This window comes from Vibrio alfacsensis (genome assembly GCF_019670485.1).
Lineage (GTDB): Bacteria > Pseudomonadota > Gammaproteobacteria > Enterobacterales > Vibrionaceae > Vibrio > Vibrio alfacsensis.
Genome location: NZ_AP024165.1, coordinates 349,180 through 375,432, shown reverse-complemented (window position 1 = coordinate 375,432; position 26,253 = coordinate 349,180). Strand labels below are relative to the sequence as shown.

At 41.4% G+C, this 26,253-nt stretch carries 19 protein-coding genes; 7 read left to right on the top strand and 12 right to left on the bottom strand.

Translation table 11 applies throughout. The annotated features are described in order from the left end of the window. Nucleotides 1-8: 8 nt before the first annotated feature. Entirely contained in the window at nt 9-1,022 is a 1,014-nt protein-coding gene (locus VA249_RS01795; protein ID WP_221068611.1) for a phage integrase SAM-like domain-containing protein, read from the bottom strand. A 1,419-nt stretch (nt 1,023-2,441) separates the two neighbouring features. Here VA249_RS01795 and VA249_RS01790 point away from each other — a divergent pair. Further along, complete coding sequence (locus tag VA249_RS01790; RefSeq protein ID WP_221068610.1) at nt 2,442-2,594, top strand: hypothetical protein; 153 nt, start codon at nt 2,442-2,444, stop codon at nt 2,592-2,594. A 61-nt stretch (nt 2,595-2,655) separates the two neighbouring features. Here the strand turns inward: VA249_RS01790 and VA249_RS01785 are convergent, their stop codons facing one another. Continuing rightward, the gene (locus VA249_RS01785; protein ID WP_221068609.1) at nt 2,656-4,065 is read right to left on the bottom strand and encodes a tyrosine-type recombinase/integrase; all 1,410 of its coding nucleotides are present in this window, start codon (nt 4,063-4,065) and stop codon (nt 2,656-2,658) included. A gap of 829 nt (nt 4,066-4,894) precedes the next feature. Between VA249_RS01785 and VA249_RS01780 the strand changes: the two genes are divergently transcribed. Beyond that, complete coding sequence (locus VA249_RS01780) at nt 4,895-5,251, top strand: hypothetical protein (RefSeq protein WP_221068608.1); 357 nt, start codon at nt 4,895-4,897, stop codon at nt 5,249-5,251. A 45-nt stretch (nt 5,252-5,296) separates the two neighbouring features. Further along, a complete protein-coding gene (locus tag VA249_RS01775; protein ID WP_221068607.1) occupies nt 5,297-5,788 on the top strand; it encodes a hypothetical protein in 492 nt (163 codons plus the stop codon). Between the two features lie 1,131 nt (nt 5,789-6,919). Here the strand turns inward: VA249_RS01775 and VA249_RS01770 are convergent. Continuing rightward, complete coding sequence (locus VA249_RS01770; RefSeq protein WP_221068606.1) at nt 6,920-7,753, bottom strand: tyrosine-type recombinase/integrase; 834 nt, start codon at nt 7,751-7,753, stop codon at nt 6,920-6,922. After that, entirely contained in the window at nt 7,693-8,328 is a 636-nt protein-coding gene (locus tag VA249_RS01765; RefSeq protein ID WP_221068605.1) for a tyrosine-type recombinase/integrase, read from the bottom strand. Before VA249_RS01765 ends, VA249_RS01770 begins: the two co-directional genes overlap by 61 nt. A 1,520-nt stretch (nt 8,329-9,848) precedes the next feature. Here VA249_RS01765 and VA249_RS01760 point away from each other — a divergent pair. Further along, nucleotides 9,849-10,610: an EAL domain-containing protein gene (locus VA249_RS01760; protein ID WP_221068604.1), complete on the top strand. Its 762-nt coding sequence runs from the start codon at nt 9,849-9,851 to the stop codon at nt 10,608-10,610. 175 nt (nt 10,611-10,785) lie between these two features. Further along, the gene (locus tag VA249_RS01755; RefSeq protein WP_221068603.1) at nt 10,786-11,331 is read left to right on the top strand and encodes a helix-turn-helix domain-containing protein; all 546 of its coding nucleotides are present in this window, start codon (nt 10,786-10,788) and stop codon (nt 11,329-11,331) included. A gap of 748 nt (nt 11,332-12,079) precedes the next feature. Here the strand turns inward: VA249_RS01755 and VA249_RS01750 are convergent. From VA249_RS01750 to VA249_RS01740, 3 genes are all read right to left on the bottom strand, one after another. Continuing rightward, nucleotides 12,080-12,364: a D-fructose-6-phosphate amidotransferase gene (locus tag VA249_RS01750; RefSeq protein ID WP_221068602.1), complete on the bottom strand. Its 285-nt coding sequence runs from the start codon at nt 12,362-12,364 to the stop codon at nt 12,080-12,082. Between the two features lie 277 nt (nt 12,365-12,641). After that, complete coding sequence (gene glmS / locus VA249_RS01745; protein WP_221068601.1) at nt 12,642-14,474, bottom strand: glutamine--fructose-6-phosphate transaminase (isomerizing); 1,833 nt, start codon at nt 14,472-14,474, stop codon at nt 12,642-12,644. A 182-nt stretch (nt 14,475-14,656) separates the two neighbouring features. Beyond that, nucleotides 14,657-15,418, bottom strand: coding sequence for a DeoR/GlpR family DNA-binding transcription regulator (locus tag VA249_RS01740; protein ID WP_221068600.1), 762 nt, complete (start codon nt 15,416-15,418; stop codon nt 14,657-14,659). Between the two features lie 432 nt (nt 15,419-15,850). Between VA249_RS01740 and pykF the strand changes: the two genes are divergently transcribed. Together pykF and VA249_RS01730 are read left to right on the top strand one after the other, a co-directional pair. Beyond that, nucleotides 15,851-17,263, top strand: coding sequence for a pyruvate kinase PykF (gene pykF, locus VA249_RS01735; RefSeq protein ID WP_221068599.1), 1,413 nt, complete (start codon nt 15,851-15,853; stop codon nt 17,261-17,263). A gap of 151 nt (nt 17,264-17,414) precedes the next feature. Further along, nucleotides 17,415-18,086 (top strand): GntR family transcriptional regulator, encoded by a 672-nt coding sequence (locus tag VA249_RS01730; RefSeq protein ID WP_128811732.1) that lies wholly within the window; start codon nt 17,415-17,417, stop codon nt 18,084-18,086. An 80-nt stretch (nt 18,087-18,166) separates the two neighbouring features. Here the strand turns inward: VA249_RS01730 and VA249_RS01725 are convergent, their stop codons facing one another. From VA249_RS01725 to calR, 5 genes are all read right to left on the bottom strand, one after another. After that, nucleotides 18,167-20,053: a sensor domain-containing diguanylate cyclase gene (locus VA249_RS01725; RefSeq protein WP_221068598.1), complete on the bottom strand. Its 1,887-nt coding sequence runs from the start codon at nt 20,051-20,053 to the stop codon at nt 18,167-18,169. Between the two features lie 238 nt (nt 20,054-20,291). Continuing rightward, complete coding sequence (gene ilvN / locus VA249_RS01720) at nt 20,292-20,786, bottom strand: acetolactate synthase small subunit (protein WP_128811733.1); 495 nt, start codon at nt 20,784-20,786, stop codon at nt 20,292-20,294. Nucleotide 20,787: 1 nt separating this feature from the next. Continuing rightward, a complete protein-coding gene (locus VA249_RS01715; protein WP_221068597.1) occupies nt 20,788-22,512 on the bottom strand; it encodes an acetolactate synthase 3 large subunit in 1,725 nt (574 codons plus the stop codon). Between the two features lie 445 nt (nt 22,513-22,957). Beyond that, nucleotides 22,958-24,766 carry an AMP-dependent synthetase/ligase gene (locus tag VA249_RS01710; RefSeq protein ID WP_221068596.1) on the bottom strand — a complete coding sequence of 603 codons (1,809 nt, stop codon included), beginning with the start codon at nt 24,764-24,766 and terminating at the stop codon, nt 22,958-22,960. A gap of 298 nt (nt 24,767-25,064) precedes the next feature. After that, nucleotides 25,065-26,024 carry a LysR family transcriptional regulator CalR gene (gene calR, locus VA249_RS01705; RefSeq protein ID WP_221068595.1) on the bottom strand — a complete coding sequence of 320 codons (960 nt, stop codon included), beginning with the start codon at nt 26,022-26,024 and terminating at the stop codon, nt 25,065-25,067. Between the last annotated feature and the right edge of the window lie 229 nt (nt 26,025-26,253).

The following is a 26,253-nucleotide window of genomic DNA, read 5'->3' as shown; positions in this document are numbered from 1 at the left end:
ACTTTCTCCTAACCAAGATATGCATTGGTAATGGTCACTCGGTGATGCCCAAGTAGCTTCGAAATCCTCAAACGAGTTGCATGGTCGCGCTTTTTGGCCTCCGCTTCGCTGATATCAAGCACGTTGGCAATGTACTTATAATGCGCTTTACCGTGCGCGACACCCGCTTGCACTGGGCATCGCACTCCCATTTCTTGGAAATAGGTCTCGCAAGCCCAATACTTCCGCTCCCCATGGCTGAGGTAGTTTTCGTCGGCTTGCTTGGTTTGGCGCCATGCCTCGGTTTGAAACGCTTTAAATGACTGCTTTGGGGGAATGAGCGAGATGTGCCCTACCGACTTTTGAAACTGTTCCACACGGAGCAATAGCTGATACTTTTCGTCCGTAATTTCAGGGAGTGCTCGTGGTTGGCCGCCTTTTGTTCCGAGGTTTAACATTGGCACTAAGCCTTTGCGGATCTCTTTCAGTACTCTAGAGGCATCAAAGAGCGCCCCCTCCCGAAACCTGATACCCAATGCACGCTGCAATTGCATCACAAAGCCTACCTCAGGTGACACCTGTGCCAATACCTTTTCATGCAGCGCATCAGAGACGGATTTATCGACCGTGGCAATGCCTGGCTTGGGATTGAAATCTAAATCTTTCGTCGCATTCACCACACAGGCTTCATCGCCTCTTGCCTGCGCAAGTGCACGATTAACGTGAGATAAGTAATCACGCGCCGTCACTGGTGACATCAATTCTTCATCAGCGCAGTTTTTTAGAAACTCACCAAAGCGGTAAACATGCTGCTTTTCAATGTCATTCAGTCGCTTTATCGACGTCGTGTCTTTGATAAAAGTAATGAACTGCTTAATAGCTGGACGACGTGCTCGATGGGTATTACTGTTTTTCCCGCTTTGCTGTTCATAGCTGGCATTAATGAGCGCTTTCACCATGTCTTTCGAAGCCAAATTGAAATTCGGCTTGGTAAAATTTCTCGGCCCTTTTGGTAAATGACCAATGTATTGTCTTCTTCTCATCGCTAACTCCTTTGTATATCTGAGATAGGGATGAGAATTTCACGCAAAAGAATGTTCGGCCTCTATTTTGGAGAGACACCATTCCATCAAGGCGAACGGTTGACGCGCTTATCGCATTAGAGGGGTAGGAGCAAGACAAACAACACATTGTATATGCGCAGCACGAAGATTTTAATCAATCACGGCTGTTTCGATAAATGATGACGTCTGTTAGTGAAAGTGTTCTCTCTTATCTGAGAGCAAATGGGCTTTTTGCATCCTCACTTTCTATGTTGAACGTTTTCCACGTTGGACTCGTTCGTACTAATGGCGTAGTAGACTGCTACGAGCGGCTTATTGCATCCTCCATCAGTGATACTGTGTTGTCTTATGTCTTTTAAACGCTATGTATTGAGTTGGCATTGGAACAGCAGCACCGCGCATTTGCAGTCTACTGTCACTCTCAATCACCAAATAGCGCTCGAACTTCTCGATACTTTTAAAGAGTAAGTTCTTTGAGCCCTTGCCACTACAGGCTTAACGCGAGCTCGAATACTTCGTCTAATTTCTAAAAAAATTAGACGAAGTGATGATGCACTTGAGTACATCTTTAAATCGCTTTCTTTTCCCTCGATTCGAAAACGTTGCCTAGTCGCTCTACGGCGCTTCAGCAAAGTTAGGAACTTCGAATCGTGAGATTGGCGATACATTTTTTCTTTTCATGATTTTTCTCCTTTTGCGCTGTGGAGCGCGTTTTTAAACGCCTTTGCGTTAATGCTCGATGTAAAGCAAAAAGAGAAGAAATGGGAATGTGTTGCTCCAATGAAATTAAGCAACTTCAATGGCAAGTGAAAACCGCATTTGCAGCGATGAGTCGATTATCAATGCAAACGAGCTAGGGAACAGATTAGAGGAGGCACCGTACAGTGTGGTAATAAACAATGTCCATTTCGTCAGTCAACACGCTATCAGTCTCGACTTCGCCGTTTTACCATGTATAGCGTCAAAAAGCCCGTCATTACAGGTATAAGAGCAATGAAGCACCACGCTAGCATCATATCCATACGATTTCTCCCGCTAGAACCCAATAAATTAAATTGTAGCTAAAGCATTTCTTGATAAGCAAAGCAGAATTTCATGGATAAGAAAAGACCCGCCTAACACTAGTAATTAGACGGGTCATTGGTAAGGCTGAGTCTGCTCTTTTCTGATTTCGTTCCTAGAAATCCAAGAGGCGCTATTTCTCGACCTTGATTCGTATTCTCCTTATCGGCTTTTGCCTGCCTGCCTCAACGGAGGCATCTGTTGTACACCCATAAAAACCTCTCACAAATAATGTTGTGATTTTTTCTTGTAAAATCCTTTTTGGCCAAGTCGAGTTTGTTAGATTGATTTTGTAGCGCGCTATTTCACTTCACTCTCACTGCAAGGAGAATTGCTATGTCTATAGAACCACTTCGCCTTTTGGCGAAACGTAACGGATACACTATTTTAATCATCGACGAAGAAACAGGCGCAGTACAACGGTGGTTTCCCGCAAAAGACTACACGGAAGAAGATGCATTAGAGGAATACCGAGCTAAATACCTCTAAGTACCGAATAGCGGGACAATCAAATCATGCTTAAGGGGTTAGCTGTCCCTTTAAGCATGCTTCACTTTGCCATAAGTGCTAACCAGTTGCGCTTTGCGTCATCATCAAGCTCGTCGAATATTCGACGTAAGTCTTTGTTCAAACTTTCTGAATCCTTTTCACATAACAGACCACCTTTTTTAAGGATATACCGCTCTATTTCCGTTGATTTCTTTAAGAGATCTTGATGAGAAAAGTGCATATAGTCACCCGTGACATCACCACCACCGCCAGAGCGATGATTCATCAACCGCTTGATCATATATTTGCCCACATTGCAGGCCTCCGCCAAGGAAGCAAAAGTTCGTCGCATATCGTGAAAATCTAAGTTCAAAGGCTCCTGCCCATTAATAGCAGATAGACATTTCAGATTCGCAATGGTTTTTCGAGGGTTGCAAATGTGTTTGTCATGCTTTGCTGAGGGAAACAAAAAATCGCAGTCATCAGGAACAGCATCAAAACGCAAACGCAAAATCAATGCAACATGAGGCGTTAATGGTAACGCCAACGGATGACTATTTTTTGTATTAGGCAGATAAAGTTTACCCTCATCAAAATCCACCTGACCTTTGGTTAGGGTGAAAATCTCCATCAATCGCAACCCAGTAAACAAGGCCAATTCCAAGGCGTAAGTAATCGCAATTTCAACCGCCGAACGCTCGCTTTGAGAGCGAAAGACATTTAACGTATCAAAAAAACGTTCTAATTGATTATCATGAACTCGACTCTCTTTGCCAGAGACTTTATTCCATAGCCGGTTGACACTTAACACCCTCACTGGATTTTCCAGAATCAACTGACGCCTATCTGCTCCCCTCCAATTGTTCATTGCATAATTAATAACTGCGCGCATTGCCCGCCCCCATGCATCAGCTTGACTGGGACTAGGCTTTCTCATCGAATAGCATTTGCCATCTGGTTGAATCCACGAACACTGCCCGTTTGTGATCTTCTTATGTATTTCAATGATGTCCTCAAAAGTAATGTCTTTGATTGTTTTCTTGAGAATTAAAGGCGAGTAATTGTGAATATCACGCTGATACTGTTTAAATGTTGAAGAGTCTACGCCATCTTTTTTCTTCAATTCACCATATTCTGCGAGTGCTTTTTCTAGGGTCAATCCACTTTGATTGCGCTCACGAGCAAGACGATTGGGATTCTCTCCTTTCAGCATTGCCACAATGTGCTCTTGTGCTTGCTCTCGTACTTGGCTAAGTAAAATGGCGCCTACTTTCCCGATAAGAACTGTGACTGGTCGATTCGCGCCTTTCGGTTTTTTATATACGGCGTAAGTTAAAGAGCCAGATGGCTGTTGAATAACCACCAACCCACTAACTTCAGTATCGTAAATACGCACTTTAGTTTTACTCAAATAGTCAGAAAGTTCAGAAAGCCTCTTCTCGGTAAATTTAAAACAGCGTTTACAACCCACAGGGACTCCTTTATCACTGGGCTACCTCAGAGAATGAACTTTCGGTAGTAGTCATGAGGAACAATGAGCTGTAAATTACACTGAAGCGTTTTTATATCAATGCATCGATGAGGGGGAGTGAGAGCAGATGAGAAAGTATTATAAAGCGTGATTTGCGTTTCCTGTGCAGTACAAAATCTAGCATGGTGGCGTTGCCAAAATCATTCTGGGTAGATACTCATTCCTAGGCTGTTAATGTGGGTTTGTTCGACATCTAGTTAACCAAATTCAATTCATTTAGTAGTTACGCAGCTTCAAGCGGCTAACACTTCAGAACCAAAACTAAACTATTAATTATTAGGTAAACAAAGCACTTTCATAACCTAGTCAATGCATATCTATTAAAGTTCTCTCTAAAAATTGCCTTAGGAGCGATTCTCAATATGTGGTATTTGTGTTGTATTTAGTATTTAAATTAATATAAATGGATATGTTGCAGGGTTACTCACCATCCAACCAGTAGGTATGTGCTTGGTTTTATATTTATCATATCGACAAATATTTCGATTTGTTTAACTTCCATAGCTTTGATAAAAATTAGCTCCTATTCTAATTACATCAAAATTATTTTTAAATCTATTTGTAACAAGTATTATATAGCTCAACCTGGAAAAATAATGCTATCACCGATATTTTTAGGATGACTATACTATTTATGATTCAGATAAAAATTTATTTATGTTAGTATAACTGGTGCTGCATTAACTGAAAAAATAATAGCAGACAAATAACATGACCGAATCTTCAAAGAACACCGACCTAAACAAAGTCCGTAATAAAGAGACAAGCAATGTATAAGAGAGCATTATTAGCGGCAGCATTTCTTCCATTTATTGCTCAAGCATCATTACCAAATATGATTTGTAAACATGATCAAAGCGGAACCGTTAACTGGGGGGCAATAGCGCGATTTACAGGTAGCAGCGAGGTCAAACTAGAAGTCAGCGTTAACCGTGGTACTGCAGTTATCATGGATCAAGATAAATTCCTTTTCTCACAACCATATGTCTGCCACTTTGAGAAAATTGGTGAATCAATTCATCAATGCAATGACATCATCCTGACATTCGGAGGTCGAACCTTAACAGTCTACACGTTTTTTAATGGTAACTCTGCGATAAACACAACTACTTGTGAGAAAGTTTAATAATAAATACATCATCCACTATGTTCGTTAGCCTTAGGTATACCGATGAAAAAATTAACTCTTTTATTTACCACTTTGGCTTTTTCTACCGCCATCCAAGCTAGTGAGCTCTGGTACACAGTGATGGGGGGTTGTCCTGTTCCACACTATGACGATGCGGAAAGTCCGTCCTATGAATCTTGGCTGTGTGATCGACCTAATGGTATTTTTTCAAAACTCAGCCTCGATTATAACAGCCAAGGCCGCCTAGAGATCCAATATCATTCTGGCTCCAAGATGTGTCAAGACTTCGAAAAACACAAAACCTATTTGGTTAATGGAACTCCAGTGCGCCATACCTTGTATTGTAGACCGCCGTTTGATGGTGGTGGTCTTGGCATGATCTACATGGATTATGCTGTGCCGACGACAAAAAAGGGCCGAGAGTTTGTTGCTAACGAAATGCGCAAAGGCGGAAGCATAAAATATGGAGATTATTACTTCCGAGTAGATTTCTTTAAACGCTATTACGACAAAGCATCAATGCAGGCATTGTGAAGATAGCTAAATAAGATCCTACCTACTCCTACCCATTTTTCATTTATTAATAAAAAACTAAAGCGGAAATCATGTCGCCGCTATTAATATAAAAGCGGAGAAAAACATGCTAGCTATATAAACATCAAATATGAACAATGTGGATCAAAATTAGACTCTTACTTAAAATTAACATGTATTTTATAAATAGCATTGACATGTCTGCGGCCATTGTTAAGCTAATAAAAATGAAGTCATTATTCTTATCTAGATCATCGAGAACATAGTTTTTCTATTCCAAATGATTTTTGGTTTGAATTTTGACTCTACTAAAAACTGACCTGTAAAAACTGATTGACTTATATTAAAAAGAGTTCAATTAAATGAAAATAAAGATTGTTAGTTTAATACTGGCTACTTTTACTGCGCTTGCAAGCGATGGAGAATTCCAAAATAGAGGCGATTCAACATACTCCTGAATCTGCCACGTCCTAGAATTCCCAAAAACATTGGGCTCTCACCCATCAATTGAAACTGGATGGATTTATTTTCTAAACGACAAAGTTGATATTTTAAGTACAGACATTGGTGGATACGCAATCCAAAATGGAGATACTGTGTTAGAGGATGAATTTGAACACATCTCTACTTTATCAGGAATAACAACACACATTGACAAGGTTAATGGGGTTGTTACAAGCGAGTTTCGACAAGGGGAATCTATATATAGATTCAAACTTAAGTGCAGAATTATTGAGAGTAAATAAGCCTGCACTTAATTCTCCCTATATAACCATGATTAGCTCAATGTCGCTTCTGTAATAAAATAAAAATGCACCGACCCACATGCGTGAGAAGAGGTTTAAAGCAACGCTCGCAGTGCAAACTGGTTGTTAAGCACACCCCACATCGTTAACGAAACCAGTTTAAATAGCTGACATCGTTCTATGAGATATACCTACCGAATTCAAGCCCGAAGAGCCACACTTCGGCGTGATTTCATCTTCCTTAGTCTTTTACAGCACTTTAAAGATGTAATAGACGTGATAGGCAAGATTACCTCCACACTTTCCATTCTGGAAAAGTGACGCTAATCAGAGAAATAGATTCACTGTCTTTCCTCTGAGCTAGCCCCGTCACAAAAATCGTTCATCACTTATTCATAAGCGCTAACCAACTGCGCTTTGCCTCATCATCAAGCTCGTCGAGCACTCGCCGTAACTCGTCATTTAAATTGTCTGATTCATTGTCACTTAACTGGCGACCTTGTTTGAGAATGTACCGCTCTATTTCAATGGATTTTTTTAAGATATCTTTATGAGAAAAGTGCATATAGTCACCAGTGACATCGCAACCTCCTCCGCCTGAGCGATGATTCATCAACCGCTTGATCATGTATTTGCCCACATTACAGGTCTCCGCCAAGGAAGCAAAAGTCCGTCGCATATCATGAAAATTGAGGCTCAACGCCTCCTGCCCATCACTAGCAGACAAACGTTTAAGATTAATAATGGTTTTTCTAGACTCGCGAATATGCTGCCTGTAATTCGCGGAGGGAAACAAGAAATCACAGTTCTCAGGCACTGATTGATAACGGGCAAACAAGATAGATTCCACATGCGGAGTTAATGGTAATACCAACGGATCGCCATTTTTGGTTTTCGGTAGATAAAATACTCCCTCTTTAAAGTCTACCTGCCTTTTCGTTAACGAAATGACTTCCGTAGCTCGCAAGCCCGTAAACAGTGCCACTTCAAGCGCATAAGAAATGGCAATTTCTGTTTGCGAACGAACGCTTCGAGTGCGAAATTCTTCTAACGTGTCAAAAAAACGCTCTAATTGACTTTCATGAATTCGCGTCGATTTGGGATACTCTTTATTCCATAGGCGGTTCACACTTAAAGCTCGCATTGGATTTTCTGTGATCAACTGCCGTCTATCTGCCCCTCTCCAGTTATCCATCGCATAATTGATAATGGCGCGCATGGCCCGCCCCATAAGTTCGCTTGACTGGGGCTAGGCTTTTTCATCCGATAGCGTTTTCCATTTGATTGTATCCATGAGCACTGACCATTACTGATCTTCTTGTGCACATCTGATACTTCCTCAAACGTGATATCTTTTATTTTTTTCTTTAGGAGCATGGGGGAATAGTTTTGTATTGCATTTTGATATTGCAGCAAAGTATTAGCGTTCACTCTGTCTTTTCTCAGTTCACAATACTCATCAAGCGCCTTTTGTAGAGTTAACCCATTTTGATTGCGCTCACGCATCATCAAATTTGGATTGTCACCTTTCAATATCGTGCTAATGTGTTCTTGAGCTTGCTCTCGTGCGTGGCTTAACGAAACCGTACCAACTTTACCCATCAGAACGGTAACGGGACTCTTCGCCCCTTTCGGCTTCTTATAGACGGCGTAACTTAATACCCCTGAAGGGCGTTGTATGGCAATCAATCCATCCATTTCAGTATCGTAAAAACGTACTACTTGTTCGACTTTGTTGTTGGACAAACTTGAGAGTTTCTTCTCCGTAAACTTAAAACGACGTACACAACTCATTGTCACTCCTGCTCTCGCTGGAGTACCTATGGACTACCTCAGACGATGAATCTTTGGTAACGACCATGAAGAACAATGAATTGCAATCTTCAATTAAGTAATTGTTTATTAGCGCTTAAGTGAGTAAAAATGAAATCAATCGATAAGGCATTATAACCCGTGAATTACGTGTTATTTGCACTCATAATCGATTGGTCCCCAGTTCAAGTCTGGGAGGGGCCACCAAATTTAGAAAGGCTCGTAGAGAAATCTACGAGCCTTTTGCTTTTCTAGTCCGGTCCATATCCGGTCCCCTCACCTAAACAACAGCGACTTCCGGTAAGCTCTGGTCCATTTACCTAACCGAATCTCTCCACGTAGTCACCACAGAACCACATTTCCAATCTCAATCCGATATCCGCCAACAGAACCCACATTCGTCTGTCTAAGGGATATCTGAGCCAATTGATGCCAGCTTAACACCCATTCCTGCTACAGAAAGCCGGAGCATAGAAAAACTCGTCGCCTGAACCAACAAAAATATAACTAACATCCGTTCCCTTAGGTACAAGTGATTATATAGATATAAATTAGATACCTAGTTCAGAGAGGGAATGACTACCCATGATCCAAAAGCTAATGAAGCTGATAGTTCTGGGGAAAACAGCATTCTAATGACCAATTACCATCTCAGGGTAATTGGTCTGTTTTATCGTAAAGCCATTCACCTAGAGCCACCTCAGACTCACTCTCAGGGCTAGAACCAACCAGAACACACTAGACTGATATTCATACTCGAATCAGGGATAACTCTGCCCTAACTGGCTGTAGTGCGATTCTGCTATGTACGTGGGCGCTGAGTTGGCTAACTGGTATCAGATGAAATTGTACTGAGAAATGCAGATAGAGTTCGCTAGCGGATACCGTCGTCGACGACGGCAATTGGAGCCTGTTTTCAATTCAGCGGTATTTTTCTCAATGATTTTCTCGAAGTTTTTCATTTTTATTGCTCCATCTAGTTTTTACAAGTTAAGTTCGTCTGCCAACCATGCAGGGTTATTAATTTGTTAGAAAACAGAGTGGAAAAATTCGAAGCGGAAAATAGCTTGTTATTACTGTACTAGCAACCATATGACATATATTTATTAATTTCTATCAAAATTCCTTTTGATCGTTTTTTATCTATCACGAAAAAATACGCCTGACAAATTAATATCAATGAAAACCATCACTAATAATTATGTATTTATAAAACAAGTAACAAATTACTACCTTACTTCTTTTTAAAAAGCAGACAATTATCATCGATAAAAATTACTTATCGACACAAATAAAACAACCTATCAACATTGAGCTTTGTTATTACTAAAGTTAACAAAAACCTTATCAATACCAGTCATTTTTTTGACCCTATATAATAAGCGTTTAACTTTTGATGCGATATACATGCAAAATAGACATATCATTAGAAGCTCCGGTAAAAGTTGATATAGAATAAATCGTTGGTTATTTATAAAATCATCATAATAAGGAATCATTATATGTATAACTTTGTAAACAGGAGAGATGGCGTCATAGTAACAAAAGGTCAGCAATCTGCTGTTATTGAATTTTTGTTCCAGCCTATTTGTAATTTATCTGAAAGTACTACTCAATTTTATGAGATTTTATCACGCGTAACTTCTCAAACTGGTGAGACATATAATAGCCAGGACTTTTTTGAGAACATTGGCGATGACTTTATAAAAGAGCTATGCCTAAATCAAATTATTTCATCCAAGCTTTTGAAAATAGAAAGCACTGTATCTATAAATATCACTCTATCTTGTCTTTCTGATAGAAGATTTGTCGAAGAAATATTATCATTCAACTCAAGAAATATCGCTCTTGAAATAAATGAGTTAAACTGTTATTCATCTTCAAATGATATAAATTCAAATATTAGTTTATTACAAGAAAATGGAATCATGATATGGCTTGATGATTATCATGAAAACAATGAGTGCGCTAATCTCTCCCTTGGTAAAATACAATGGGATATGATAAAAATAGATAAAAGATTTTTACATTATAATGGTGATGATTTAATGGCAATACAAGCGCTATCCTATGTATTAATGCCATTTACAAAACAAGGACTTATCTTTGAAGGTATAGAAACTGCTACACACTCATCACTAGTTAAATCAACGGGTGCATTCGGCCAAGGTTTTTTTTATTCAATACCTCAAAAATGGCATGGAGAAATATTAAGAGGGAAGTATGAACATAATATCAAGAAAAATATTATCAATTCAATATGAATATTTTAAATATAACTCCACATTTAATCGGGAGCACATTATATCCGTAAATTGTGATGGAAGATTATCTTATGATGGTAACCTTATCATTATAAAACCAAACTCGGTGATATACTTACCAAAGAACAAACGAATATTTATTTTTTTATATCAAAAAAGCACTAGGAAAATTGAGGTGATATTACATAAACACAAACTTGTATCAAGTAACAGCTCCTCTAGATTAATTGCGAATTATATAGAAGCTACAAACAAAATAAAAAGAATAAAGTTAGACAATGATGAGCTAATTTTAAAATCTCTAAGTTTCTATATAACAGACGCCATCAATAAAAACAAAGATCTAGCACTCAGCGATGGAATCCAAAGAAAAAACAAACAAACAAGCATAAAAAATAAAGTTGAGTCATTAGTAAACTCAGACATAAAAAACAAATGGAATGTTGGAAATATAAGCTCTTCTCTATTTATGTCAAAATCAAAGCTCTATAGATTATTAAAGCTAGATAATACATGCTTAAGTTCTTTCGTTTTAGACATTAGATTAAAAAATGCAAAAAACTTGTTGTTATCAACAGATCTAACAATTAGTGAGATTGCTATTTCATCAGGTTTCAATAGTTCATCTTACTTTTGTAAACGATTCAAAGAAAATTTCTATTGTTCTCCATCAGATTTCAGAACAATCTCTAAAAAAATTAGAACAAAACAAACTTTATAATCATACTTTACCTTGCTCGATTAAATTAAAGTCAGTTCGATGTACTACTGTACATCGAACATTTAAATTAGATACCCCCCCAAAAAAAATACAGCACCCAAAACACCGTCAACGACTGCACTGACTGGCGTACCAAGAGGATGGACTTTAGAGCCAATAATGGCACCAATTACACAGCCCCGTTTAGCCCTCTCGACACTAAACTCAACCTCATACTTATTCGGCTTTTTACCAGTGGGCCATAAACTGAAAGTGCGTTATTTTTCATGAAGTATTTTCCTATATTGCAGATATGAAAAAAGGCGATACCACTACTGATATCACCCTGATTAAATGTGATTGCTACATAAGCCATCAAAGACCAAATTTCTACTGAGTCCTTTTATGTCAGCTTTGCAGGTCTTTCACTAAGAGCAGTAATGCATCTCTGTTCTCTTGGTACTTTCCGATACCACATGCTGATACATAGAAGCTCCGGCTTTCGTAGCTAAATCAAGACCACGTACTATGGCAGCAGAAATCTTGCAGGGTATAGGGTTATGCAATTTGGCAAGGTGATTCGGGGCATCGATGCTATGTTGATTCCACGGCGTATGGGTTCGGGACTTCGCTCATAATCGATTGGTCCCCAGTTCAAGTCTGGGAGGGGCCACCAAATTCCATAAGGCCTGAGAGCGTTTTCGCTGTCAGGCTTTTTTCGTTTTTAGCCCTCTGGACTACCTATGGACTACATCCTGTCAGTTAGAACTCAATGCGTGCTGACCGCCCTCTCTAACTCTAAAGCTCGGGCTTTATATTCTTGAGTTGCCGATACTAAGGTAGGTCGATTAATGATTCGCCACAAAAAGAATGGCGGAATCAAGAACGCGACAAAGTAGAACGATTCATGAAAGAACGTATTCGCGATGCTATTCTGGTGCTCATACCACGCCGTCAGAGCAAAGATATCCAATAGGATACCCAGCACACCAAACACAACAGAAATGATTACAGCGAGTCCTAGCAACTCTCGAATGTAGTGTTTATAAGCCATTTTATGTCATTCCATCTAGACAATAACGTCACATAAAATTACGCCTCTCTCAGCCTGCCAGAGTTGATTTGTATCAACGTTGAGACCGCACTGATAAGAACTTAGTTTTATAAAAAAATGCTTGTAGTCTCTTTCGTCATACCCATCAGAAATGTCTTTGTCTGCACACTGATAACGCGTACTGCCGTGCGATTAATGCCACCTCATTAAAGCTACCATTATTAACACATACAAAAAAACCGAGGCAAAACCTCGGTTCTTTGTTTCAAACTAACCCTTACTCAACCGTTACCGCTTTTGCTAAATTACGAGGTTGGTCTACGTCGGTACCTTTGATCAGCGCTACGTAGTAAGACAAAAGCTGCATTGGGATTGTGTAGTAGATTGCCGCTGTGATTTCACTAACGTGTGGCATCTTGATGATCTTCATCGTTTCATCCGCTTCGAAGCCTGCGTCTTCATCTGCAAATACGTACAACAAGCCACCACGAGCACGTACTTCTTCTACGTTCGATTTCAGTTTTTCCAACAGATCGTTGCTTGGCGCAACAACAACAACTGGCATGTCAGCATCAATCAGTGCGAGAGGACCATGTTTTAGCTCACCAGCTGCGTATGCCTCGGCATGGATATAAGAAATCTCTTTCAGTTTAAGAGACGCTTCCATCGCGATTGGGTAGAACTCGCCACGGCCTAAGAACAATGTGTGGTGCTTATCCGCAAAGTCCGTCGCCAGTTCCTCAATCTCTTTCTCAAAAGATAGGGCGGCATTGATTTGCTTCGGTAACGCGTGTAGTGCTTCTACGATCTCTTTTTCTTTTTCTTTGCTAATGCGGTTTTGCTGTTTACCAAGCGCCGTCACTAACATGAGTAATGCAGAAAGCTGAGTGGTGAACGCTTTGGTTGAAGCCACACCAATTTCCACTCCTGCACGAGTCATGAATGCAAAGTCAGATTCACGCACTAAAGAAGAACCAGCTACGTTACAGATGGTCATTGCCGCCATGTAGCCTTTCTCTTTTGCAAGGCGAAGTGCAGCTAGTGTATCCGCCGTTTCACCTGATTGAGAAAGCGTGATCAGCAGACTATTAGGACGCGTTACAAACTTGCGGTAACGGAATTCAGACGCAATTTCTACGTCACAGCTCACGCCCGCAATATCTTCAAACCAGTAACGTGCGGTCATACCAGCATTGTAAGAGGTACCACATGCGACGATCTGTACGTGTTCTACTTTGCTCAGGATTTCTGCCGCGTTGACACCGATGGCTTCAGTAACAACAGAATCTGCCGTGATACGACCTTCCATTGTGTTGATCAACGCCGTTGGTTGCTCATAGATTTCTTTTTGCATGAAGTGACGGTACTGACCTTTATCGCCTGCGTCATGTTCTGCGTTTGATTCTGCAATTTCACGCTCGACACGCTCACCCGTTGCATCAAACACAGCCACCTCGCGGCGAGTGATTTCTGCAACATCCCCCTCTTCTAAGTACATGAAACGACGTGTCACGTTAAGAAGAGCAAGTTGGTCTGATGCAAGGAAATTCTCACCCACACCAAAACCAATGACGATTGGGCTACCAGAGCGAGCAACGACGATTCGAGATGGGTCTTTGCGATCCATGACAACCGTGCCGTAAGCCCCCTCTAATTGCTTCGCCGTTTTCTGTAGCGCTTCAAGTAGTGTTTCTGATGTACGCAGCTCCCACTCAACTAAGTGAGCGATCACTTCGGTATCGGTTTGAGATTCAAAAACGTAGCCACGAGATTGAAGTAACGTTCGTAACGATTCATGGTTTTCAATGATGCCGTTGTGTACCACCGCGATGTCACCAGACATGTGTGGATGCGCGTTGACTTCTGATGGTTCACCATGGGTTGCCCAGCGTGTGTGCGCAATACCAGTACCACCAATCACCTTTGCTTGTTCAACGGCATCAGCAAGCTCTTGCACTTTACCCAAACGACGAATACGCGTTAGGTTAGCGTCACCATCGACAATCGCCACTCCCGCAGAGTCATATCCGCGATATTCTAAGCGGCGTAGGCCTTCTACCAAAATTTCCGCAACGTCTCGTTGTGCTACTGCACCTACGATTCCACACATGTTTTTCTCTCCATTTATAGTTTTGTTCTTCCCTGGCTCAATAACAATCGTAGTAAGTAACGGGTCATTTTAGCTTGTGATAACGCACGCTAACTCTGATCACTTACTTTGCTTGGTATCATTCCAATAGAGGCAGCAAGCAAAGGCCACTTTGGTTTGGGAAGGTAAAGATAATTCGGTTTTTAAGCGCAAATAACCCTTACGCCATATTCTTCAATCTGTTCTTTGTGTTCAGGCTGTAAGTCTGCATCGGTAATCAGCACATCAATTTGTTGCCAAGCCAACTCTAAATTAGGGATCTTACGTCCCACTTTCTCAGACTCGATCATCACGATGACTTCTCGTGACACCTCAGCCATGACCTTGCTTAAGCCAACCAACTCGTTAAATGTTGTGGTCCCACGCTCGAGATCGACCCCATCTGCGCCGATAAATAACTGGTCAAAGTCGTATGCTCGCAATACGGATTCGGCGACTTTGCCTTGAAAGGATTCTGAATGGGTATCCCACGTGCCACCGGTCATAAGTAACGTCGGTTCACTTTCTAATTCATTCAAAGCATTGGCGACATGCAACGAATTTGTCATCACAACCAAGCCACGTTTATCGTTCAATTGCTGAATGAGTGCCGCCGTTGTACTGCCACTGTCGATAACAATCCGATTGTGATCTCGGATCAAAGCTGCAGCTGATTTTGCGAGCTTTAACTTTCGAGTCGAAACTACCGGACTCATTTCTTCATGAATAACTTCGGTAGGAATGGCAATCGCACCACCGTAACGACGTAAGAGCTGACCATTTTTCTCCAAAGAAGCTAAGTCCTTTCTGATTGTGACTTCAGAGGTTTCAAACTTCTGAGCCAGTTCATCAACACTGACTTCACCCAGTTCATTTACTAGGTTAGAAATGGCATGTCTTCTTAGTTGAGTGTTTCGTTTCGACATTTTAATTTTATTTTTAAGTTTCGATGTGAAACTTATTATAGTCAAACCGAAACTTTTTAGTCTATTTATTTCGATCTAAAAAATTAATAATTCTCGATAAAACCTTGTCCTAAGACAATTCTTAAACAGTGATATTGGATTCATTCAGTGGTAGAATTCGCGACCGAAAAGAAAAAAAATTACAGAATTGACGGTTATTTTTTTGCAACTTACTGCATATAAAGCGGCATTAGTCACAAAATAGTAACCAAAATCGCCGAACTTTTAGTCATAAAATGACTAAACTTGGTGAAAGACTTTCAGAACCTGAAGTTCCAATAATGTGGCGAAAAATCGGTAGGTGTCAGGCACTAAATGTCACCAAAAACGCCCCTACTTCAGAGTAAATACCGACTTTCAAATTGTAACTATACTTACCGGAGAGTATCTTCCATGAAAAAGACCAAAATCGTATGTACGATTGGCCCTAAAACTGAATCTGTAGAGAAGCTAACTGAACTAGTAAACGCAGGCATGAACGTTATGCGTCTTAACTTCTCTCACGGTGACTACGCAGAGCACGGCACTCGTATCGCGAACTTCCGTGAAGTAATGAAGAACACTGGCAAACAGCTAGCTATCCTTCTAGATACTAAAGGTCCAGAAATCCGTACTATCAAACTAGAAGGCGGCAACGACGTAGATCTAGTAGCTGGTCAAGAATTCACTTTCACAACTGACATCTCAGTTGTTGGTAACAAAGACAAAGTTGCAGTAACTTACGCAGGTTTTGCTAACGACCTAAACGCTGGTAACACTATCCTTGTAGACGACGGTCTAATCGAGATGGAAGTTATCTCTACAACTGAAACTGAAGTTAAGTGTAAAGTTCTTAACAACGGTGCTCTAGGTGAAAACAAAGGTGTTAACCTACCTGGCGTTTCTGTAAACCTACCTGCTCTATCTGAAAAAGATAAGAACGACCTTAAGTTCGGTTGTGAGCAAGGCGTTGACTTCGTAGCTGCTTCTTTCATCCGTAAAGCTTCTGACGTTCAAGAAATCCGTGAAGTACTTGCTGCAAACGGCGGCGAGAACATCCACATCATCTCTAAGATCGAAAACCAAGAAGGCGTTGATAACTTCGACGAGATCCTAGAGCTTTCTGACGGCATCATGGTTGCTCGTGGTGACCTAGGTGTTGAAATCCCAGCAGAAGAAGTAATCTTCGCTCAGAAAATGATGATCGAGAAGTGTAACCGTGCTCGTAAGATGGTTATCACTGCAACTCAAATGCTTGATTCTATGATCAACAACCCACGTCCTACTCGTGCAGAAGCAGGCGACGTTGCTAACGCAGTAATGGATGGTACTGATGCAGTAATGCTTTCTGGTGAAACTGCTAAAGGTAAGTACCCTGTAGAAGCAGTAACAATCATGGCTCAAATCGCTAAACGTACAGACTCTGTACTAAAAGCTGAGCTAGGTTCACGTCTAGATAGCCCACGTCTACGTATCACTGAAGCAGTATGTAAAGGTGCGGTAGACACAGCTGAGAAATTGGCTGCCCCACTAATCGTTGTTGCAACGGAAGGTGGTAAGTCTGCACGTTCAGTACGTAAGTACTTCCCAACTGCAAACATCCTAGCACTGACAACTAACACTAAGACTGCTGCACAGCTAGTTCTTACTAAAGGTGTTACTCCAGTCGTTGTTGATTCTATCGAGAACACTGATGCGTTCTACGTAGCGGGTAAAGAACTTGCTCTAGAATCTGGTCTAGGTAACAAAGGCGACATCGTAGTAATGGTTTCTGGTGCTCTAGTTGCTTCAGGCACAACAAACACTGCGTCTGTACACGTTCTATAAGACTGAAGAATTCAATCAGCAGTTAAATAAAAAAGAGGGCTTATGCCCTCTTTTTTTATATATTTTTATCTTGCCCTCATAATCAGTACGCTATATTATCACTCACAACAGAACTACGTACCGTTTAATTTATCAATACGATAAAATTTCAATGAGGCAGCTTGTGTCTAGTCCCACTCTTACCGACAAAGTATCAAAGATGATCTGTCAAGATATCCTGACAGGTGAACTCCAACCAGGTCAAAAGCTTGTCGTGGCGGATCTGAAAGAAAAGTACAACGTGGGCGCATCACCAATCCGTGAAGCATTAGCACTATTGTCTTGGAGTAAGTACGTAATACTTGAACCTCAGAAAGGTTGCTGGGTTGCTCCAGTATGCAAAAAAGAGTTAAACGACCTCTATGAAAGCCTGCGTGTGATTTCTTCAGTGCTGCTGAAAAAGGCGATCTTAGCTGGCGATGAAAATTGGGAATTGGAAGTACTCACCTCATATCACAAACTGTCTCGTCTGCACTTTAATGAGACCTTTTGCTGGAAAGAATGGGAAGATAAGCACCATCAATTTCACGCTTCACTGCTTGAGGGCGCAGACTCGAAAAACATGTTTGAGTTCTTCACGGATTTGATTAACCAAATCAAGCGTTACCGCTTCTATGCAATGCAAACATTAAACTCAACGCAAGATGATCTGTTTAATATCCAAGAGCATGAGATGATCATGAAACTTGTACTTGCCAAAAATAGTGAAGAGGCAAGCGAACTATTAGACAAGCACCTCCTCAATACAATGCAGCGCATCGAAAACATTCTCGAAATCGCTTAATACGTTCGACCTAGTAAGTTCAAAAGATCCAAAAAAATCGGGCTTTCCCGATTTTTTATTTTGATGATACGGCTTGAGATTTAAGCGGTATCATCAAAACTATGGCAAACAGAGATACGGTTTCTCCCCGCATTTTTCGAGTCGTACAATGCAATATCGGCACATTTATAACTGTGTGTTCGGTCTGCGGTTAAATCGCTGTAGCCAACACTGATTGTTACTGGTAGTTCATTACTCAATTCCACCGCGATTCTAAGCCGATTCAATACAATTTTGGCCTCATTCATCGTCGTGTGAGGCATAATTACTGCAAACTCTTCTCCTCCCACACGAGCCACAATATCGGTATTACGAACGCCATTTAGTAACGTTTCACCGACTTGTCGAATGACCTTATCGCCCTCATCATGACCCAGTTGATCATTGACCTTTTTAAAATGATCAATATCAATCAACGCGAGGCAGGTGCTTTGCATGTCAGGATAACGCTCGATAACATTGGCATGAAAGAGTAACTGCTCTTCAAACTTTCGGCGATTCCACAATCCGGTCAGACTGTCTTTCTCACTTAAATTACGCAGTTTCTCTTCTAATTGCTTGCGTTCGGATATATCAACAAGGGATGTGATGTAGTAGCTCACTTTACCAGGCTTCGCCATAATGGCTTGAATACGCATAATCGCCGTAAATACATGGTTGAGTTTCGTACGACAACGCACTTCCCCCTCCCACACTTGCTCTACGCTTAGTTTGTTCCAAATGGCCAGAATGTTTTCTATATCCACCGGAAGAAAAATCAGTTGATGCGCATTCCAGCCGCGCACTCGCCCGGACGCATAGCCCATCATGTTCTCAAACTCTTGATTGACCATAATGATGCGATGCGATGGGTCAGAGATCATGACCGCGGTCATACCATCAAGCGCAGCACGGGCTAATTTTGATTCCACACTAAAACGTCGATAGTGCCAAACTAACGCAGTGATGGGTAAAGCGAATACCAAGACAAAGCTCAGCATCAAGCTCGCTTCTTGAACCAGATTTTCGATCTCATCATGCGCTCTTTCACTCAGTTGAGTATCAGCAAGATCAACAACCAAGTATAAGGACTCGCCCGGCACAAAATTAATCGTATTGAACACGACTAATCTTTTGCCATCGTATTCATAGCCCATTTTGTTTGAGCCTAATTTTTGCCATACCTTGGGGTGTATTAGACCCAAGTTAAAACGCGAGCGATCCGGGATGATATTGCCATACAGTTTGTCTTGATGGACGCTTGCCACATAAAAGCCTTGTTGATTAATCAGTTCAATATTGAAATCTCGTACTGGGGAGTAATTAAGCCGAGCAGAAAGGTACTCGATATCAACATTTAAAACGAGATACCCGACTCTTCGTTCATCTATAGCAACGGGCGTAACTAAACGAACGGATGGACGGTATGGGTAGACAATCTCACCGCTCTCTCGCTCAAGCTCAATCCCTGATGAGCCTATTTTCCCGTTGGCGAGAGCTGTCGCATCTTGAAAATATGCACGAGGTGATTTGTCTTCTAACTTAGAAATCGGGGTAGCAAGCGCAATTCCAGAGGAAAAATCATACTTAATTTTTATCTTCTCTTTACCTGCGCTATCAAGAAAACGGATTTGGGTGTACCACTTTTGGTTCACCGCAACTGACCGCCAAACTTTCTGCAAGATCAAGCGATGTGTGTCACTGGGTTCACGAACGTAATCGTAAAGACTCTGACTATGAGCAAGAAGATCGCTAATGGACACCATTTGATCTTTAATGTTGCTGTATTCTCGTTCCGAATAGGAAAGCTGATGAAGGGCTTCTTTTGCTGTGCTCTCGATATTATTAACGAGCAAAGCTTGATACTTCTGATAGTAATAAACAGAAATAAGCGCACTAAGCACAAGTGTCGTTGCTAGCAATGATCCGATTAGTTTTCTAATTTTCACATGTACGCCTATCGTATGAATTCACTAAGCGATCATCATATCATTGTTTATTATCAAAAAAGTTGAATAAGACAATTTCAGAAAAAATGACTTAGTCGGACAATAGCACGGCAATTTGGATCCTAAATCTGAGCGTAATTAAAGAAGATTACTCTATAAAAAAGCCACCCTAATAGGATGGCCTCAATAAAATAATGATAAATACCGCACATCAGAAAAATCTACCGTGAGGTCTCCGTTACGGTTTTAGAGCACGCTCACCACGAGCTATCCCCACAACACCACTTCTCGCCACTTCAACCACATCGGTCACTTCAGAAATGGCTTGGATAAAAGCATCGAGCTTTTCACTGGTGCCTGCCAACTGCACAGTATACTGGGCAGAAGTAACATCAACGATTTGACCACGGAAGATATCAGCGGTTCGTTTAACCTCGGCTCGAGCGAACCCACTCGCCTTGACTTTTACCATCATAAGCTCACGTTCGATGTGATCAAACTCGGTAACTTCTTGGACTTTCAACACATCAATTAACTTATTAAGTTGCTTCTGAATTTGTTCAAGTTGCATTTCATCCGATGTCGTTGTGATGTTGAGGCGCGATAAGGTTTCATCATCCGTAGGGGAAACCGTTAGAGATTCAATGTTGTAACCACGCTGAGAGAATAGCCCCACAACTCGAGATAATGCGCCCGGTTGGTTTTCCAATAACAAAGAAATAATGTGTCTCATATTAAGTTCTCTCCGTTTTGCTTAGCCACATCTTATCCATACCCTCGCCTTTAATTTGCATTGGGTATACGTGTTCAGTTTCGTCAACATTGATATCAACGAAAACCAGACGATCTTTCATATCTAACGCTTTTTGCAAACCAGCCTCTAGCTGATCTGGCGTTTCAATACGAATGCCGACGTGACCATAAGCTTCTGCAATTGCGGCAAAATCCGGAACGGAGCTCATGTATGAGTTAGAGTGACGGCCTTGATAAATAATGTCTTGCCATTGCTTTACCATGCCCAAAAATCGGTTATTCAAGTTAATGATCTTCACCGGAATATCGTATTGCATTGCCGTCGATAGCTCTTGAATATTCATCTGGATGCTACCATCACCAGTAACCACCACGACTTCTTCTTCTGGCATGGCAAACTTCACGCCCATACCCGCAGGTAAACCAAAGCCCATGGTGCCTAGGCCACCAGAGTTGATCCAGCGACGCGGTTTATTAAATGGGTAATACAAGGCTGCAAACATTTGATGCTGACCAACATCAGAGGCAACGTACGCATCACCATTTGTCAGCTTATGCAGTGTTTCAATAACTTGCTGAGGTTTGATCCGTTCTTCTGACTTTTCATAACTTAAACACTGACGATCGCGCCAAACTTGGATGGCATCCCACCAAGAATCTAGAGCCGCTCTATCATTCGCTAGTCCTTGATCATTAAGCAACCCAACCATGTGTTCCAATACTTTTTCAGCGGAACCTACGATAGGCAGATCCACTTTAACGTTTTTGGAAATCGAAGATGGATCGATGTCGATATGCATGATTTTGGCGTTTGGACAGTACTTCTCAAGATTGTTAGTCGTACGGTCATCAAATCGAACACCAATACCAAAAATCAAATCTGCCTCGTGCATCGCCATATTGGCTTCATATGTGCCATGCATGCCAAGCATACCGAGTGAGTGTTTATGAGTCCCAGGGAAAGCCCCTAATCCCATCAAAGTACTGACAACCGGAAGATTTAATTGATCCGAAAGAACTTGAATATATTCATGAGCTCCTGAAATGACAGCGCCACCACCGATGTATAGCACAGGTTTTTTGGCTTCAACCAAAGCTTTCAGCGCTTTCTTGATTTGACCTTTATGACCCGAGGTCGTCGGTTTGTAGGAGCGCATCAAAATGCTTTCAGGGTATTCATAAGGAAGCTTGATTTGCGGGTTTAAAATGTCTTTTGGTAAATCAATCACAACCGGACCAGGTCGACCAGTCGTCGAGATATAAAACGCTTTTTTGATCGTTTCAGGGATATCTTCTGCTTTTTTCACCAAAAAACTGTGTTTCACCACAGGACGAGAGACACCAACGATGTCGCACTCTTGAAAAGCATCATTGCCTATCAGGTTATTTGGCACGTTACCTGAAATCACGATCATGGGGATCGAGTCCATATAGGCTGTCGCAATACCGGTAATCGTATTTGTCGCTCCAGGGCCTGAACACACTAGCACCACACCTGGTTTACCTGTTGCGCGGGCATAACCATCCGCCATGTGTGTTGCCGCTTGCTCATGTCGCACTAATACATGTTTGATTTGATCGGTTTTAGCATGCAGTGCGTCATAAATATCCAAAACGGAGCCGCCTGGATAACCAAAAATTTGCTCTACATTCTCTTCTATCAGAGACTGAACTACCATCTCTGCACCTGACAACATCGCTGTCATAATTGCTCTCCTTACCAGTACCTCACCATAAGGCCAACGGATTGGTCTGGTTTTACATAGTCTAGGTCTTATTCGTAGCCTAATCGAAATACTTCCGCGTTTTCAGCTATGTCTTGCGCCTGTCATAACAACACGCAAGTTACCACAACAAATGTAACGTTTTATTATCAATGGGTCTAACGCGACATTGGTCTAATTTTGAACAAGATACTGCAAATAAGAATAAAGGCAGGGTTAGCCGCTATTTAGAGAGGTAAATTCAGAACTAGAAAAGAAGAACGATGGGAAATAGAGTAGATAATTTCATCAAATAGAGACCATCGTCCTATTCTCGCTTGAATAAGGTGATAAGCATCCGTTATATCCGAGCATAAAAAATCCCCATGAGCAGCACAATGTACACATGGGGATTTTTTCATCAATCTACAATTTAAAATCGTCTAAATTACTTTTTATCCGACTTTTCATTGTACATTTCTTCAATTTCATCTTGGTATTTGTCATTAATGACTTTGCGACGAAGTTTTTGTGTTGGGGTCAATTCGCCATCATCCATCGAGAACGCTTTTGGTAACAGTTTGAATTTCTTAACTTGCTCAAACTTAGCCAGTTCTTTTTGTAAGTCATTCACGCGCTTTTCAAGCATCTCAACGATTTGATGGTGTTTGATCAATTCCACACGATCGTGATACGCAATGTTCAGTTCTTTTGCATACTCTTCCAGAGAATCAAAACAAGGAACAATCAGTGCCGACACGAACTTACGTGTGTCTGCAATCACGGCAATCTGCTCGATAAAGTGATCTTTACCGATAGCCCCTTCCACAACTTGTGGTGCAATGTACTTACCGTTTGATGTCTTCATCAACTCTTTAATACGATCGGTAATAAACAAGTTACCATTTTCATCAATGTAACCAGCATCACCCGTTTTTAAGAAGCCATGTTCATCAAATGTCTTCTCGGTTTCTTCTGGCATCTTATAGTAACCGCGCATTACCATTGGGCCGCGCACTAAGATCTCATTGTTTTCACCGATCTTAACTTGTGCTCCCGGCATCGCCATACCGATAGAACTTGGATCAAAACATTGATCATCCCAGCAAGAAACCGTCGCAGTGGTTTCTGTCATGCCATAACCGAGCTTGACGTTAATGCCGATCGCATGGAAAAAGCGACCGATAGTCTCATCGAGTTTTGCTCCGCCACATGGCATAAAGTTAATTCGTCCACCTAGCAACGCTCGTAATTTGCTCAGTACGATCTTATCGGCCAATGCGTAAGATTTACGTAACGCCAATGATGGTTCACGTTTTTCTTGATGGCATGCCGCCATCTTCGCGCCCATATTCACAGCCCAAGTGAACATGATCTTACGGTGGAACGGTGCACGAGATACTTTTTCATGAATCGCAGAGAAAATTTTCTCATAGAAACGAGGAACAGCACTCATTACCGTTGGGCGAACTTCACTTAATGCGTCACGAACCTGCATCGTGTCTTGCAGGTAACAGTTAGTGCCGCCTTTATAGAGTACGTAGAATGTCCACGCACGCTCAAATACATGTGATAGTGGTAGGAAACATAGCGATACGTCGTCTTCTGTCAGGCTTAAGCGTTGATCGTGACCTTCAAGTTGTGCAGAGATATTTGCATAATCCAACATCACACCTTTCGGCTGGCCTGTTGTGCCCGACGTGTAAATCAGAGTCAGCAGATCATCTTCTTGCGCTTGCTCTAAACGAGTCTCTAGCTCAACGTGACGGCTTTCATCACCCTTTGCCATAAAGTCGTTCCAAGATATCGCAAAGCTGTACTCACCAAGCTCGATCTCATCAGACATCGCAACAATAAGCTCAAGTTGACGGCATTGATCAAAGATACTGACTGCTGCATCAAACTGTGGTTGCTCACCAACAAACAGCACTTTTACGTCTGCGTTATCGATGATGTAAGCAGACTGCGCTGCTGTATTAGTTGGGTAGATAGGAACCGTCACACCACGCAATTGTAGTGCTGCGAAATCAGCAATGGTCCACTGCGGCATGTTGTTTGAGAAAATACCGATCTTATCTTGAACGCCCAATCCCTGAGCCAAAAGTGCAAGCGACAAAGCATCCACTTGCTGACCAAATTGCTCCCATGTAATACCTTGCCATGTGTCACCAACTTTATGTTTTAGCGCAACACGAGTACTACCTTTCGCAATTTGTTCACGAATACGTTTAACGATATGAAAATCTAACTTGGCCATTCTTTACATTACCTTTTGGCTTACAGTCGTAAGCTCTTTGAGCGCACAAGTGTAACCTCGGCACCTAAAAACGCAACTGACCATTGTCAAACTTATCATTATTAAGAGAGCACTATCACTAATGAGAGCTTAGTACATATTTAACTGTCGAAGGTTTAATCAAGTTAAGTTGCTGTTTCAACTATTAATTAGCAGACATAAAAAGACCCCGAGAAACAAGATGCTCTCGGGGCCAAGGAATTGTAAAAATTGATGATTACAAGTCCAGTCTGACCAGTTGATCAGGCTGAAAATAAACCTATTTCAGCGCAACAACTTCACCACAGGTGATCATTAACTGATCACGTAGCCAAATGTGGCCTTTATCTTTTTCACTAGACTCATGCCAACTTAGGTAACCACTGATTTCTTTGTTTTCAAATGGTAAGTCTAAGATTTGAAGTTGGCTGCTGTTTACTGCATTTTCAGCCATCCATCGTGGTGCAATAGTGACAAGTTCAGATTGGCTCACCACGTAAAGTAAATTGCTTAGGCTTGAACCCTCATACGCCGCTTGGCAATCAAACTCACGGTATGCTTGCTCAGAGAAGCTACGTTGACCATGTACACGAGATAGTTTCGCGTGTTTCTCATTGATCAGTTGCTCTGCAGAAACACCGCCTTGAATACGTGGATGTGTTTTTGAGGCAATCACAACAAGCTCATCTTTAAAAATTTCTGTGCTTGAAAAACCTTGATCATCGAATCGTGCATAGTCGATAACGAAGTCAATTTCTTGATAACGCATACGCTCCGAAAGAAGGCGATCAAACTCGGCATCGAGATGAAGCTGTACGCTTGGTGCTTGTTCATTGATGTTGGCCATAATGCGTGGTGCAAAGCGCATGTCGCATGGGCTACAAATCGCAAGTTTGAACAGACGAGTTGAAGATTCAGGTTGGAAAACAGAGCTTGGTAGTTCATTGCGGATAAGTTGCAAAGCTTGACGGACTGGTCCAAACAATTGACGAGCACGTTGAGTCGGTTGAATACCACGGCCTTGGCGCATGAAAAGCTCATCATTAAACATGACTTTTAAGCGAGCAACCGCGTTACTTACTGCAGGCTGTGACATGCCAAGATTGTGTGCAGCACGAGTAATGTTCTGCTCTTGCATGACAGCATCAAATACCGTCAGTAGGTTTAAATCAACACCACGAAGTGTGCTTTCCATACGGTAGCTAGCAATTGCGCTCATCGCATCTTTTTTTTCTAACATTGAGTGCGCCTCTTAAATCATCAATTTGGTTCAATGAGTTCTAGACGAACAGGGCTTACTTTTACCAATACATGGCAACGTTTTTCTGCTCGTGTCTTGTGGAATAGAAAACCGAACTTACTGTTATATTTATATTTCGGATACTTCCGAACTGAACCGTACTATCAACGAATCAATTAGGGTTTCGCAACTAGATTGACATTTAATCACTAAATTTTAGTCTATTAGG

Coding starts and splice junctions, on each gene's coding strand:
- VA249_RS01795 (WP_221068611.1), bottom strand. CDS start 1,022: ATGAGAAGAAGACAATACATTGGTCATTTACCAAAAGGGCCGAGAAAT.
- VA249_RS01790 (WP_221068610.1), top strand. CDS start 2,442: ATGTCTATAGAACCACTTCGCCTTTTGGCGAAACGTAACGGATACACT.
- VA249_RS01780 (WP_221068608.1), top strand. CDS start 4,895: ATGTATAAGAGAGCATTATTAGCGGCAGCATTTCTTCCATTTATTGCT.
- VA249_RS01775 (WP_221068607.1), top strand. CDS start 5,297: ATGAAAAAATTAACTCTTTTATTTACCACTTTGGCTTTTTCTACCGCC.
- VA249_RS01770 (WP_221068606.1), bottom strand. CDS start 7,753: ATGCGCGCCATTATCAATTATGCGATGGATAACTGGAGAGGGGCAGAT.
- VA249_RS01765 (WP_221068605.1), bottom strand. CDS start 8,328: ATGAGTTGTGTACGTCGTTTTAAGTTTACGGAGAAGAAACTCTCAAGT.
- VA249_RS01760 (WP_221068604.1), top strand. CDS start 9,849: ATGTATAACTTTGTAAACAGGAGAGATGGCGTCATAGTAACAAAAGGT.
- VA249_RS01750 (WP_221068602.1), bottom strand. CDS start 12,364: ATGGCTTATAAACACTACATTCGAGAGTTGCTAGGACTCGCTGTAATC.
- glmS (WP_221068601.1), bottom strand. CDS start 14,474: ATGTGTGGAATCGTAGGTGCAGTAGCACAACGAGACGTTGCGGAAATT.
- VA249_RS01740 (WP_221068600.1), bottom strand. CDS start 15,418: ATGTCGAAACGAAACACTCAACTAAGAAGACATGCCATTTCTAACCTA.
- pykF (WP_221068599.1), top strand. CDS start 15,851: ATGAAAAAGACCAAAATCGTATGTACGATTGGCCCTAAAACTGAATCT.
- VA249_RS01730 (WP_128811732.1), top strand. CDS start 17,415: ATGAGGCAGCTTGTGTCTAGTCCCACTCTTACCGACAAAGTATCAAAG.
- ilvN (WP_128811733.1), bottom strand. CDS start 20,786: ATGAGACACATTATTTCTTTGTTATTGGAAAACCAACCGGGCGCATTA.
- VA249_RS01715 (WP_221068597.1), bottom strand. CDS start 22,512: ATGACAGCGATGTTGTCAGGTGCAGAGATGGTAGTTCAGTCTCTGATA.
- VA249_RS01710 (WP_221068596.1), bottom strand. CDS start 24,766: ATGGCCAAGTTAGATTTTCATATCGTTAAACGTATTCGTGAACAAATT.
- calR (WP_221068595.1), bottom strand. CDS start 26,024: ATGTTAGAAAAAAAAGATGCGATGAGCGCAATTGCTAGCTACCGTATG.